The organism is Bacillus sp. LB7 (genome assembly GCF_030449715.1).
Taxonomy (GTDB): Bacteria; Bacillota; Bacilli; order Bacillales; family Bacillaceae; genus Bacillus; species Bacillus paralicheniformis.
The window spans coordinates 99,701-113,011 of the sequence record NZ_JASGCA010000003.1 but is presented as its reverse complement, the minus strand read 5'-3'; the positions used below and the strand labels follow the sequence as shown (position 1 = coordinate 113,011).

The window sequence follows — 13,311 nt, the reverse complement described above, 5'->3', positions numbered from 1 at the left end:
ACCTGAAAAATTTCCTCTCCCACAGGAAAAAATATGCACCGAAAAGAAAGCGTTTTCATTGTAAGGTAAAAGCAAACCACTAAAAAAGGGGGAGAGTAAATGAGCAGGATGGCGAAGGTGACCGAGGTGTTTGAACGGGTCGCTTTTAAAATTACAAGCTTCAAATACATCATGGTCATTAAGTCGGCGTTTGTCACGCTGATGCCGGTCATCATTGCCGGGGCGTTTGCGGTTCTGATGCAGAATATGGTGATGAGCCCCGAGACGGGACTTGCGGTTTTCGAGCCTTTTCGGTTCTTGTCTGCGCTTGAGCCGATTATGGCGTCGATCAATTATGCGACGCTGAACTTTATTACGATCGGCGCAGTGTTTTTGATCGGGATTGAGCTCGGGAAGCTGAATGGGCATGAATCATTTTTTCCCGGCTTGATGGCGCTGATGTCCTATATCTCTGTCATTCCATCGACGGTGCTGTTGGAAGTGAACGGTTCGATGCAGGAAGTGGTTAATGTGCTGGCCAAGGAATTTACGGATCCGAAGTCACTGTTTTTGGGGATGTTTATTTCGATTGTGTCTGTTGAAATCTTCAGCAAGCTTTCGAGCATGGATCGGCTCAAAATTAAAATGCCGGACAGCGTGCCGGCCAATGTCTCTGTCTCGTTCGGCACTTTATTTCCTTCGATTATTACGGTCACGATCATCGCCAGTTTCGGATTTGCTTTTCATCGGCTGACGGGCGTATACCTTCATGAAGCTGTTTACAATGTTGTGCAAAAACCGCTTGAAGGAGCGATTCAAGGCCTTCCCGGCATTTTGCTGCTCGTGTTTGTCGCACAGTTTTTCTGGGTCATCGGCATACACGGAAACCAGATGGTGAAGCCGATCAGGGAGCCTTTGCTGCTCGCTTCGATTACCGTCAATATGAATGCATACGCTGCCGGCGAATCGATTCCGAATATCATTACGATGCCGTTTTGGGATGTGTACATGAGCATCGGCGGATCCGGCGTCACGATCGGTCTGTTGATCGCGATTTTTATCGCGGGGAAACGGGAGGATTTGCGCAGCATTACAAAAATTTCGTTTGGTCCCGGCATCTTCAATATCAATGAACCGGTGATCTTCGGAGTTCCCGTCATGCTGAATCCGTTAATGGCGATTCCATTTATTGTGACGCCGCTTGTGACGGGTGCGATCGGTTACATCGCGACAGCGGCGGGCTTTGCCGGAAAAGCCGTTGTCATGGTGCCGTGGACGACACCGCCGATTATCAATGCCTGGCTGTCGACAGGAGGAAGCCTCGGCGCCGTCCTCACACAAATCGTATGCATCATCGTCTCCGCCCTTATTTATCTTCCGTTTGTGATGTTGTTGAATCGAAGCCTTACAGTCAGTTCTGAAAAAAATGTTTCCATGTAAAGGCGTTGAAAGGAGCGAACGAAATGGCGAGACAAACGTGGAAGATTCCCGACGATTTTATTCTCGGCGCAGCAGCGTCGGCGTGGCAGACAGAGGGGTGGGACGGGAAGCGGCCGACACAGGATTCTTATTTGGATATGTGGTACAAGAATGACCCGCATGTATGGCATAACGGATACGGACCGGCGGTGGCAACCGATTTTTATAACCGCTATAAAGAGGATATCCATCATATGAAAGTGATCGGCTTGACACATTACCGGACATCGATTAACTGGTCCCGCTTTTTGATTGATTATGAAACAGCAGAAGTTGACGAAATGTACGCACGCTATATCGACGATGTCATCAATGAGCTGATTACGTCGGGTGTGGAGCCGATGATTTGCCTTGAGCATTATGAGATTCCCGCAGTTTTGATGGAGAAATACGGAGGGTGGGGGTCTAAACATGTCATAGATTTATTTGCGGCATACGCGGAAAAAGTATTTGAACGGTATGGAGACAGGGTGAAATATTGGTTTACTTTTAATGAACCGATTGTCCCGCAAAACGCGGATTTTCCTTGATGCGATTCGATACCCATATGAGCAGAACACGAAAAAATGGATGCAATGGAATTTTAATAAGGCATTGGCGACGGCGAAATGCGTCCGGCTTTTTCACACCCGCAAATCCGATTGCCTCGAAGGCGCCAAAATCGGCGTTATTTTAAATCCTGAGGTCACGTATGCAAGGTCGAGTGCTCCTCATGACCAAAAAGCGGCCCGCATCTATGATTTGTTTTTTAACAGGGTTTTTTTAGATCCGAGCATCAAAGGCGCCTATCCCGATGAATTGATGGAGCTTTTGGTCAAACACGACATTCTGTTTGACCATCATGAGGCGGAGCTTGACATCATCAAACAGCATACAGTAGATTTTGCCGGCATTAACCTTTATTACCCCCGCCGTGTAAAAGCTCCGTCAAGACAGTGGAATGACTCAACGCCATTTCATCCCGCTTATTACTATGAATACTTTGAGCTGCCCGGCAGAAAAATGAACCCGTTCAGAGGATGGGAGATCTATCCCCGCATTGTCTATGATATGGCGATGAGAATCAAACATGAGTATGGAAATATCGAATGGCTGATTGCGGAAAACGGCATGGGCGTCGAACATGAGGAGCGTTTTAAAAATGAAGAGGGGGTCATTCAGGATGACTACAGAATCGATTTTATTTCGGCCCATTTGCGAGAGGCGATGAAAGGGATCGCCGCCGGCGCAAACTGCAAAGGATATATGCTTTGGGCGTTCACGGACAACGTCTCTCCGATGAACGCCTTTAAAAACCGCTACGGCCTTGTTGAGATCCGATTGGAGGACAACCGCAGCAGGGCGCTGAAAAAATCGGCTTACTTTTATCGGGATATCATCAAAAACAGACGGTTTGAAACAGAGGAATTCCGGTATAAATAAAGGCGGCGGGGGGAATCATCCCGCTTGTCGCCGGGATGATTTCTCATATATGATCTACATAAAATACTCCGGCCGATTGATCATAATCTGCTTGTTCATTTGACTGATAACGCCTTCACAGCGAAGCTTTTTCAGGACGGCGCTGACGGTTTCGCGGGATGTCCCTGAGATTTTGGCAATTTCAGCAGCGGTGATCGGACAGTTGATGACGGTTGAATTGCTTTCTTTTTGACCGAGGCTTTCGGTTAAATAGTAAATGGCTTGTGTGACCCTGTCATGGGCATGGGAGAGTGTAATGCGCTTCAGCCTTTCCTCGTGGAGGGCAAGGATGTCTGATAAATGATTGAGAATATCGTAAAGCAGGTTTTTGTTGTCCCGGACGAGATCTTCGAAGATGTTCATGGGTATATAGTAGAGTTCAATATCTGTTAAGGCTTCGGCGGCATAGTGATAATGCTCATCCCGAAACAAGCCTCCAAATGGAAAGAGGGTATGAGGACGGACATAGTCGGTATAAAACATGGATCCAGCTTCGTTTGATTTTTCGAGTTTGATGAAGCCGTCGAGAAGAAGGTACATTCGTTCCCGGGGGTCGTCTTCCATAAATAATATCTGGCCTTTATGGTAAGTGCGCCAATAGATAAACTGTTTCATATCTTCCAGATCTCTTTTATTCAGGGAAGCGAGAAGAGGAAACTTTTTCAGTTGATGTACGATGTCTTTGTTCTTCATATGGACCACCCTTATCGATTTTCTGATGTTGCGGCTATATAGTTTAAATTTTACTTGTTTTTGACGATTGGCAAAAGGAAGAACCCTCCCCGAGCCCTTCCTTTTGCTTTTAGGCTTGTTCGACAATCGTGCCGGCATTTCCTTGGAGAGCGTCTTTGGCTAAGTTCAGGGATGTGATGACCGTTTTGTTGCCTTTTTTGGCTTCAGCAAATTGGATGGCTGCTTTGACTTTTGGCAGCATGCTTCCTTCTGCAAATTGCTTTTCTTTTATATAACCTTTCAGTTCTTCGGTGGTGACGCGTTTCAGCGCGCGTTCTGTCGGCTTTAAATAATCGACGGCAACATAGTCGACACCTGTTAGAATGACCAGTTCGTCAGCCTGCACAAGTTCCGCCAGTTTGCAGGCGGCAAAGTCTTTGTCGATGACGGCGTCAATACCGGAGACGGCATCGCCGTTTTCAATGACGGGAACGCCTCCGCCGCCGGCCGCAATGACGATATGTCCGTGTTCGACAAGATCATTGATCACATCATGTTCAAGGATCGATACCGGAGCCGGAGACGGTACGACCCGGCGCCAGCCTCTTCCGGCGTCTTCTTTAAAAACGAGGCCGCCGTTGCGGCTGTTCATCAGTTCTTTCGCTTCTTCTTCGCTGTAAAACGGACCGATCGGTTTTGTCGGGTTGCGGAATGCTTCATCATCGCCTCGGACGGCGACGCGGGTGATGACGGTTGCCGCATGTCCGCCTTTCCCTTTCGCATGCAGCGCCCGGTCAAGAGCATTTTGCAGCCAATAGCCGATCATTCCCTGGGTCATGGAAACACAAGTTTCAAGCGGCATGGCCGGTGTTTTCGGGGAATCCGCCTCTTTTTGCTGAATCATCAGGTTTCCGACCTGCGGGCCGTTTCCGTGCGTGACGATTAATTCGGCGCCGCTGTCGATCATATCCGCCAAATACATGGCGGTTTCTTCAAGCGCGCGCTTTTGCGCTTCTGCACTGGCATCTCCGGTTTGGATGGCATTACCGCCAAGTGCGACGACAATTTTTCTTTTTTTCATTTGATCATCACCTCTGTTTTGTTAAATTGAAATGCTTCCCGCAGCCAGCCTGATCACGGCGATGACAGCCAATACAAGAATCGCGGCGGCAATCAAAAGCTCGGCCTTATTGAAGACGGGGCCTTCTTTTCCTTTGCGGACAGCCCGGAATACGAGAATGCCGGGAGCGTATAAAATCATGGTCAAAAGCAGGTAATCAAGTCCTGCGGCATATACGAGCCAGACGCCGTAAATGCTTGCAATGATCCCGATGATGAGGTTCTTTACCCGGTTAGGTTCTTTGTGCAGCCAGCTGTATTTAAGCTGATAAAGCCCGGAAAACAGATACGGGATCAAGATGGCCGAGGAAGCCAAGGAGAATGCAAACTGATAGGCCGCATCCGAAATGAGAAACGTCAGCAAAAACAGCTGGATAATGGCGTTTGTCAAAGTCAGCGCATTTGTCGGCGCGCCGTTTTTATTTTCTTTGCCGAACCATTTCGGGAAGACCCCTTCGCGCGCCGCGATCAGCGGGAGTTCGCCCGCGAATAATGTCCAGGCCAGCCAGGCGCCCAATACGGAAATGATCAATCCCAAGTTGATGAGCACAGCTCCCCATTTGCCGACGATATGCTCCATGATCGCAGCCATTGAAGGATTCGGAAGCCCGGCCAAGTTTTGCTGATTCATGACGCCGAGCGACAGCATCGTAATCATGACGTAAATCACAAGTACACTGATCAAGCCGATGACAGTCGCTTTGCCGACATCGCTTGATTTTTTGGCACGGCTTGAGAATAAGACGGCCCCTTCAATTCCGGTAAACACCCAGACGGTCACCAGCATCGTGCTCTTGACCTGTGTCCCGATGGAACCGAGCGACAGCCCTTTTCCCCAGAAATCGTTCGTAAATAAATCAAGATGAAACACAAAGATAATGGCGACAATGAAAGCAAAAATCGGTACCAGTTTTGAAATGGTCGTAATTAAGTTGATCATGGCAGCGGACTGTACGCCGCGCAGGATCAAAAAGTGCACGCACCAGAGGATTACGCTTGCACCGATAATCGATGCGACGTTTTGTCCGTCTCCAAACGCAGGGATGAAATATCCGACTGCGCTGAACAGCAGCGTTCCGTATGCGACATTGCCGAGAAGGGCTGCGAACCAGTACCCCCAGCCACTGTTAAATCCCATAAAATGGCCGAATCCTTCCCGCGCATAAGTGAAAATACCACCGTCTAAATCAGGCCTTTTCGTGGTCAAGTTTTGGAAAGAGAAGGCCAAGGCAATCATGCCGACTCCGGTGATGATCCAGCCGATTAAAATGGCTCCCGCCCCCGCTCCTGAAGCCATGTCGCTTGCAAGGTTGAAGGCGCCCCCGCCGATCATCGATCCGATGACAAGCGCGATAAGTGCAAACAGCCCAAGTTTCTTTTCTTCCGCCATTTTTGTCACCTCATTCGGTTTAGAATGGAAAAGGGAATGAGCCCCTTTTCCTGTCAGTCAAGATCGCCGAGTGTCGCTGCCATGACAGCTTTAATTGTGTGCATGCGGTTTTCAGCTTCATCGAACACTTTAGAGTGTTTGCTGCGGAACACTTCGTCCGTCACTTCCATTTCTTTAAGGCCGTGCTGATCGTAAACGTTTTGTCCGTAAGTTGTATGAAGGTCGTGGAAGGCAGGCAGACAGTGCAGGAAGATGACGTTATCGTTACCTGTTTTCTTGACGAGATCCATATTCACTTGATAAGGCTTGAGCAGTTTGATCCTTTCAGCGAACTTGTCTTCTTCTCCCATGGATACCCAGACGTCCGTATACAGAACGTCGGCTCCGGACACAGCTTCATCTGTATCGCTTGTGACGGTGATTTTTCCGCCGGATTCTTCGGCGAACGCTTCCGCCATTTTAACGATGTCTTGATCAGGGAACAGCTCTTGAGGCGAGCAGATTCTCACGTCCATGCCGACTTTGGCGCCGCCGATGAGCAGGCTGTTTGCGACGTTGTTACGGCCGTCGCCGATATAGGTGAGTTTGATCCCTTTTACGCGTCCCGTATGTTCTTTCACTGTCATAAAGTCCGCAAGCATCTGCGTCGGATGCCATAAATCGGTCAGCCCGTTCCATACCGGCACACCGGAGTGCTCTGCCAGGGAAATCACTTTTTCATGTTCAAATCCGCGGAATTCAATTCCGTCGAACATGCGGCCGAGAACTTTGGCTGTGTCTTCGATCGATTCTTTTTTGCCGAGCTGAATGTCGTCTTTGCCCAAATATTCGGGATGCGCACCGAGGTCGATACAGGCTGTCGTGAAAGCGCAGCGCGTTCTTGTAGAAGGCTTTTCAAACAGCAAAGCGATGTTTTTACCTTCCAAATAGCGATGCTTGATGCCTTGCGCTTTTTTTTCTTTTAATTTTTGGGCGAGATCGAGCAAATAGAGGATTTCTTCTTCTGAAAAATCTTTTTCAGCTAAGTAGCTTCTGCCTTTTAAATCAATCGTTTGGTTCATGGATCTCTCTCCTTTTTCTTTAGGTTTGTCTATTTCACGTCTTCGCGGTAGAGCGGCATGCTCATGCAGCGCGGGCCGCCGCGTCCTCTTGAAAGCTCCCCGCTCGGGATTTCGATAACTTCAATACCCTGTTCTCTCAAACATTCGTTAGAAATGTAATTCCGGTCATAGGTGACGACGACACCAGGAGCGATCGCGAGTGTATTGGAGCCGTCATTCCACTGCTCCCTGGCTGAAGCGATTTCGTCTCCGCCGCCGCAGAAGATCAAATTGACATCTGACAGGCCGAGCGTTCTTTTCAGCACTTCCGGCAAATTGTGTTCTTCAGTCGTATGAATGTCGTCTGCCGTTTTTCCCCTCTCAAGAACGAAGATCCGCATGTCTCCTTCAGGCCCCTGGATGGCGGGATGGATCGTGAATTGATCACGGTCAACCATCGTGAAGACGGTATCTAAATGCATAAAGGCTCTGCTCTTCGGTATTTCGACGGCCAGTACGCGGCGAATCCGGCTCTGCCGCTGAAATAAGTTCCGGACAAGACGCTCGATTGCCTGAGCCGTTGTCCGTTCTGATACCCCGATCGCTACGGTTTCTTCATTTAAGACAAGCTCATCTCCGCCTTCAATATTGAATTTGAAATCACGGTCGAGCCAAACCGGAATCTCATGCCCTTTAAAACGCGGGTGGTGATTGATAATGTAGCGCATAAACAGCGACTCTCTCCTGCGAGCAGGCTCTTTCATTTTGTTGATGGTCAGTCCGCTGCCGATGGCGGCCGCCGGATCTCTTGTAAAGTAAAGGTTTGGCATCGGATCGAGATAAAATGGATAATGGTCTTCCATCAGCTCATGAAGATGCGATTTCTTTTCGCGTTCCAGCTCATTTTTTCGAATGCCGCTCATCACATGTTCGACCATCGAATCGGCGTCAAAGGTGAGCAAGAACTCTTTCAGCCTGTCGTAAGCGCCGTTGATATCCGCCTTGCTTTCTGTTAAAAGCTCATCGATAAACCGCTCGCGGACGAAAGCGTCATCCAAGGCTTCGGCCGTCAGCTTTTCTAAATAAAGAACTTCAACTCCCTGTTTCTTTAACGTTTCTGCAAATTGGTCATGCTCTTTTTGCACCGCTGGCAAAAAAGGAATATCGTCAAAGAGAAGCCTTTCCAGATATTCGGGTGTGAGGTTTTCCAGTTCCCGACCGGGCCGCTTCAGCATGACGGTTTTCAAAGGGCCGATCTCAGAGTAAACGTGTATCGGTGTTGTCATGATCATCCCGCCTCCTAAGCTCTTTTTGTTACATATACAGCGTAAAACAGGAAGGAAAAGCGCGATGTGAAAGCGATAACAACGAAAACGTGATATATTTCACATGTTTTTTGATGAAGCAAAAACAAAAATGAATAATTATGATAAATCGAAAATGAGTCCTTGCAGGAGCAGAGAATAGAACGTATAAAACGTGTATATTTTTAAAGGGGATTTCTCGAAAAAAATTTTTTTGAAGGGCAAAAAAAAAGCTGATCCGGACGGCCGGATCAGCATAAGTGATCACAAAATGATTGGGCTGCCTCAGGCGATTGGGAAATCACAAGGCATGTATCGTTCCCGCATATACAGCCCAGCATTTCCGGGCTTCCGAGCTTATCAAGTAGGACGCCGATAGCATGGGCGTTGCCGGGCATTGTTTTAATAATGATCAAGTTGTCCGTCCGATGCACATGCAGGACAACGTCGGAGATTTTATCTTTCAATATTTTGGAAGGATTGATGGATAAAGAAGCATTTGTCGTGTAGACAAGCTTTCCGTTTTCACCGGGCTGTTTCACAAGATACATGTCTTTAATATCGCGGGAAATGGTAGACTGCGAAACGGCGATGCCGCGTTTTTCCAGAAGGGATGCCAGCTGTTCCTGATTTTCTACCGGATGTTCGAGAATGGTCTGCTTGATGAGCCATTGCCGTTTTTGTTTGTTCATAAGAGCGCCTCCCAGCAAAACACGTATATCTATTATTATAGAACGGTTTTATCGCCGGAAGATGGAAGCTATTTTACAAAAAAACAAATCTTTCAGGCTGTTAAAGGGGTTGATAGACCCCGAAATTTCACTTATAATGCTTGAAGATGACAAATTGATAACAGAGAAAAGGTGGTTTTCTAGGGTTCCGCAGTGCGTTCCGCGCTGGTCTGGTCCGAGAGAAAACACATAGCGAAGATATCGTTATGACACGGTGGGATAAAAGCCCAGGAGTTTTTGCTCTTGATCAAAGAGCTTCTCTCCGGGGCTTTTTTACTTTTTACAGGAAATCGACTACGGATAAGGAAGGGGATGCAGTTATGAAAAAGAAAGCAATGGACATAATCCTGATTGTGATAGGCGCATTTTTCTTTGCGTTAGCCGTGAATCTGTTCGCCATCCCGAATGACTTGGGAGAAGGCGGCGTCACGGGGATCACGCTGATTTTATACTACGTTTTTGAATGGTCTCCGGGCATCACGAACTTTGTGCTGAACGGCATTCTTCTAATGATCGGCTATCGCTTTTTGGATAAAAAAACGACGATTTATACCATCATCGCGGTGGCGGCCAATTCGTTTTTTCTGCATGTCACTGAAGATTGGACGGTGCCGGCTGATGAAGTGATCATCAGCACGATCTTTGCCGGGGTATTTGCCGGCGTCGGCATCGGCATGATCATCCGTGTCGGCGGAACCACTGCCGGGTCCGCGATTCTCGCGAGAATCGCCAATAAATATTTTGACTGGAACATCAGCTATGCCTTGCTGATGATCGATTTAGTTGTTGTGTTCAGTTCCTACTTTATCATCGGAGCTGAAAAGCTGATGTTTACGATTGTCATGCTGTACATCGCCACAAAGGTCATGGATTTCATTATCGAAGGGCTCAACACGAAAAAAGCGATCACGATCATTTCCGAGCATAAAAACGAGATCGCAGCGCAGGTCAATACTTTGATGGACCGCGGCGTCACGATATTAACGGGACGCGGACACTATACGGGCGATTCCAAAGAAATTTTATACATTGTCATTAATAAACAAGAGCTGTCCATGCTCAAGAAAATTATAAGAAGCACAGATAAAAAAGCATTTGTCATCATCCACGATGTCAGGGATGTATTCGGCGAGGGATTTGTTGATATTTCAAAATAGGGGAAGGCTCCCGGCAGATGGCCGGAAGCCTTATTGCATTCATCGGGTCTGATCATCTGCTATTAATAAATACATGAAGTTTTATGCAGAAACCGGTTTCTGTGGTAAGGTAGATTGTGGCATGAATATCATGAATATAGAAATCCGCTTGCTGAAGTGGAACAGAAAGAAAAACAGCCAATTGATGTGAAAAGCCGAATGTTCTTTAGAGTATGGGTTTGCGGGGACTGCAGGTTTCGGATTGGTCGGAGCATGGCTCTTTTATGAAGCAATAAAACTCGACTCGACATATTCATTGCTGTACCTGGGAGTCGGACTTTTCGGGATCATCTATGGTTTGATTACTTTTCTAATGATATTTCCGGCCTTCACGAAAAAAGGAAACATCATCTTCAGCATGATCGAGGGAGAAGGCGGACGGCTGTTCTCAGGGAAGAAATCTGTGTTGTTCAAGGACATCAAAAGCCTTAAAATGGCGCAGCACCGCTGCAGCCGAAAGGCATTTTCTTTATGGATATACTGATAGAGATGCGCGGGAACGGCATGGTGCGGATTCCGACGTACAACATTCTTCCTGAACCGGCATTTTATCAAGCGGTCGGGCTATACATTCTGCCCTATATGACGGAGGAAGCGCGTGCGGACTGGATCGGCCGGTTCACAGAAGCGCAAAGAAAAGCTTATTTAAATGAATTTCATAAAGATATTTAATCCTTCGGGAAAAAGCAATTTTCGAGGTGAATGAAAATAACTGAAACCTTTGGGGAAATTCATTCGTCTTAATTAGAGGCCGTTATCTTAAGTGCGGAAATTTTTTTTCGCAGGCGCGGACTGTTTGAGTGAGGGAAGCCGGGGGTATTTCACCGTGGACGTGCTTGAAAAACCGCCGAGACTTTTAGTAGAATGATATATTATCGTTTCCTCACGCTTCTTTGACTGAAACAGAAAGCGGTCTAAAAAAGTTTAAAAAGGTAGAGGTTATCATGAAAAAAATATTCTCTCATAAGCTAAGCTTTTTTTTGTTAGCTGTTGTTTTTGTATGGGCTAAAACCTATGCTTCCTACTTTTTAGAGTTTAATTTGGGTGTGAAAGGGTCTACGCAGCAAATGCTGCTGTTTATCAACCCATTCAGCTTCACGATTGCTGCACTCGGTTTGGCTTTGTTTGCAAAAGGCCGCCGGTCGGCGATATGGATCATCATCATTGATGCTGTGATGACGTTTGCTTTATATGCAAATATCCTGTTTTACCGTTTCTTTGATGACTTTTTGACGTTTGCAAACTTAAAACAAGCCGGAAACCTCGGCAACATGTCGGATGGCGTTTTTGACATCATGGCATTTCATGACGTTATCTATTTCGTCGATTTGATCATTCTGATTGCATTATGTGTGAAGCTGCCTGAACTGAAGGCTGCACAACTGAAGAAAAGATGGGCTGCAACTGTCGTTGTCGGCGGAGTGGCGCTGTTTTTCATCAATCTTGCAGTTGCTGAGACAGACCGTCCGGAGCTTTTGACAAGAACATTTGACCGAAATTATATCGTCAAGTATTTGGGGCCTTACAATTACATGATCTATGATGGTGTTCAGGCTGCCCAAAACGCGAGCCAAAAGGCATACGCGAGCAGCGACGACCTGACGAGCGTCATCAACTATACAAATTCGCATTATGCGAAACCGAATGACGAGTATTTCGGCGCAGCAAAAGGCAAGAACATCATCAAGATTCATTTGGAAAGCTTCCAGACGTTTTTGATCGATTATAAGCTGAACGGAAAAGAAGTTACGCCGTTCTTGAACAAGCTGGCGCACGGCCAGAATGACATGATGTATTTCGATAACTTTTTCCATCAGACCGGTCAGGGTAAAACCGCGGATGCCGAATTGATGATGGACAACAGCCTTTACGGACTGCCTGAAGGCAGCGCGTTTGTAACAAAAGGGCAAAATACGTACCAGTCCCTGCCGGCGATTCTGAACCAAAAAGAAGGCTACACAAGCGCCGTGATGCACGGGGATTACAAGTCATTCTGGAACCGCGACCAGGTGTATAAACAAATTGGCTATGACAAATTTTTCGATGCCAGCACATATGACATGTCAGAGGAGAACCTCGTCAACCTCGGCTTGAAAGACAAGCCGTTCTTTGAAGAATCAATTCCGAAACTGAAGTCGCTGAAACAGCCGTTCTATGCCCATTTAATCTCGCTGACAAACCACTATCCGTTCATTTTGGATGAAAAGGATGCCACCCTTGAAAAGGGAACGACGGGAGACAAAACGGTAGACGGGTACTTCCAGACGGCGCGCTATCTTGACGAAGCGCTTGAAGATTTCTTTAAAGAGCTAAAAAAATTGGGATTATATGATGATTCCGTTATCGTGATCTATGGCGACCACAACGGAATTTCAGAGAATCACAACCGTGCGATGAAAGAAGTATTAGGAAAAGAGATTACACCGTATCAAAACGCGATGAATCAGCGCGTACCGCTTATGATCCGCGTTCCGGGCAAAAAAGGCGGAGTCAATCATACGTATGGCGGAGAAATGGATGTCATGCCGACACTTCTTCACCTGCAAGGTATTGACAGCAAAAAATACATCAACTTTGGTACAGACCTCTTTTCTAAAGACCACGACGAAACCGTGGCTTTCAGAAATGGAAACTATGTAACGCCGAAGTACACGATGATTGATACGACCGTATACGATACAAAGACAGGAAAAGAGATCAAAGGCAACCAGGAAACGGAAAACCTGAAATCGCAGGTGTCCGAACAGCTGGATCTGTCCGACCAAGTACTCTATAAAGATCTGTTAAGATTCCACGAGATTTCGGACTTCAAGCCTGTTGATCCATCAAAATATCATTACGGAAAAGAAAAAACCGGCGAGTAAAAACGAAAAACCGCCTGACGCTTCATAAAGCAGTCAGGCGGTTTTTTTGTGTGCTGGTCCGCCATTGTTCTAAGAA

General features: G+C 47.0%; 9 protein-coding genes, 2 pseudogenes and 1 riboswitch. Of the genes and pseudogenes, 5 read left to right on the top strand and 6 right to left on the bottom strand.

Annotated elements, in window-relative coordinates; translation table 11 throughout:
• Positions 1-99 precede the first annotated feature (99 nt).
• On the top strand, positions 100-1,419 hold the full coding sequence (locus QMZ64_RS05465; protein ID WP_301441158.1) for a PTS sugar transporter subunit IIC: 1,320 nt from the start codon (positions 100-102) through the stop codon (positions 1,417-1,419).
• Positions 1,420-1,442: 23 nt separating this feature from the next.
• Positions 1,443-2,880 (top strand): annotated as a pseudogene (locus QMZ64_RS05460) (glycoside hydrolase family 1 protein).
• Between the two features lie 54 nt (positions 2,881-2,934).
• Here QMZ64_RS05460 and QMZ64_RS05455 read toward each other — a convergent pair.
• The 6 genes from QMZ64_RS05455 to argR form a co-directional block, all read right to left on the bottom strand.
• Entirely contained in the window at positions 2,935-3,612 is a 678-nt protein-coding gene (locus QMZ64_RS05455; protein WP_020453468.1) for a Crp/Fnr family transcriptional regulator, read from the bottom strand.
• A 109-nt stretch (positions 3,613-3,721) separates the two neighbouring features.
• Positions 3,722-4,672, bottom strand: a complete 951-nt coding sequence (gene arcC / locus QMZ64_RS05450; protein WP_265625319.1) for a carbamate kinase — start codon at positions 4,670-4,672, stop codon at positions 3,722-3,724.
• 21 nt (positions 4,673-4,693) lie between these two features.
• A complete protein-coding gene (gene arcD / locus QMZ64_RS05445) occupies positions 4,694-6,100 on the bottom strand; it encodes an arginine-ornithine antiporter (protein WP_301441157.1) in 1,407 nt (468 codons plus the stop codon).
• A gap of 53 nt (positions 6,101-6,153) precedes the next feature.
• Positions 6,154-7,161, bottom strand: a complete 1,008-nt coding sequence (gene argF / locus QMZ64_RS05440; RefSeq protein ID WP_020453465.1) for an ornithine carbamoyltransferase — start codon at positions 7,159-7,161, stop codon at positions 6,154-6,156.
• Between the two features lie 29 nt (positions 7,162-7,190).
• A complete protein-coding gene (gene arcA, locus QMZ64_RS05435; protein WP_069500929.1) occupies positions 7,191-8,426 on the bottom strand; it encodes an arginine deiminase in 1,236 nt (411 codons plus the stop codon).
• A gap of 269 nt (positions 8,427-8,695) precedes the next feature.
• Positions 8,696-9,136, bottom strand: coding sequence for an arginine repressor (gene argR / locus QMZ64_RS05430; protein WP_243941489.1), 441 nt, complete (start codon positions 9,134-9,136; stop codon positions 8,696-8,698).
• Positions 9,137-9,304: 168 nt separating this feature from the next.
• A riboswitch (guanidine-I (ykkC/yxkD leader) is annotated at positions 9,305-9,411 on the top strand.
• 84 nt (positions 9,412-9,495) lie between these two features.
• Here argR and QMZ64_RS05425 point away from each other — a divergent pair.
• The 3 genes and pseudogenes from QMZ64_RS05425 to ltaS all read left to right on the top strand — a co-directional run bounded on the left by QMZ64_RS05425 (position 9,496) and on the right by ltaS (position 13,235).
• Complete coding sequence (locus tag QMZ64_RS05425; RefSeq protein WP_265625321.1) at positions 9,496-10,332, top strand: YitT family protein; 837 nt, start codon at positions 9,496-9,498, stop codon at positions 10,330-10,332.
• Positions 10,333-10,488: 156 nt separating this feature from the next.
• Positions 10,489-11,043, top strand: a pseudogene (locus QMZ64_RS05420) (YfjD family protein).
• Positions 11,044-11,315: 272 nt separating this feature from the next.
• Entirely contained in the window at positions 11,316-13,235 is a 1,920-nt protein-coding gene (ltaS, locus tag QMZ64_RS05415) for a lipoteichoic acid synthase (protein WP_301441156.1), read from the top strand.
• Positions 13,236-13,311 lie beyond the last annotated feature (76 nt).

What these genes read in the sequence shown, in the direction of transcription:
- QMZ64_RS05465 (WP_301441158.1), top strand. Translation starts at nt 100, where the DNA reads ATGAGCAGGATGGCGAAGGTGACCGAGGTGTTTGAACGGGTCGCTTTT.
- QMZ64_RS05455 (WP_020453468.1), bottom strand. Translation starts at nt 3,612, where the DNA reads ATGAAGAACAAAGACATCGTACATCAACTGAAAAAGTTTCCTCTTCTC.
- arcC (WP_265625319.1), bottom strand. Translation starts at nt 4,672, where the DNA reads ATGAAAAAAAGAAAAATTGTCGTCGCACTTGGCGGTAATGCCATCCAA.
- arcD (WP_301441157.1), bottom strand. Translation starts at nt 6,100, where the DNA reads ATGGCGGAAGAAAAGAAACTTGGGCTGTTTGCACTTATCGCGCTTGTC.
- argF (WP_020453465.1), bottom strand. Translation starts at nt 7,161, where the DNA reads ATGAACCAAACGATTGATTTAAAAGGCAGAAGCTACTTAGCTGAAAAA.
- arcA (WP_069500929.1), bottom strand. Translation starts at nt 8,426, where the DNA reads ATGACAACACCGATACACGTTTACTCTGAGATCGGCCCTTTGAAAACC.
- argR (WP_243941489.1), bottom strand. Translation starts at nt 9,136, where the DNA reads ATGAACAAACAAAAACGGCAATGGCTCATCAAGCAGACCATTCTCGAA.
- QMZ64_RS05425 (WP_265625321.1), top strand. Translation starts at nt 9,496, where the DNA reads ATGAAAAAGAAAGCAATGGACATAATCCTGATTGTGATAGGCGCATTT.
- ltaS (WP_301441156.1), top strand. Translation starts at nt 11,316, where the DNA reads ATGAAAAAAATATTCTCTCATAAGCTAAGCTTTTTTTTGTTAGCTGTT.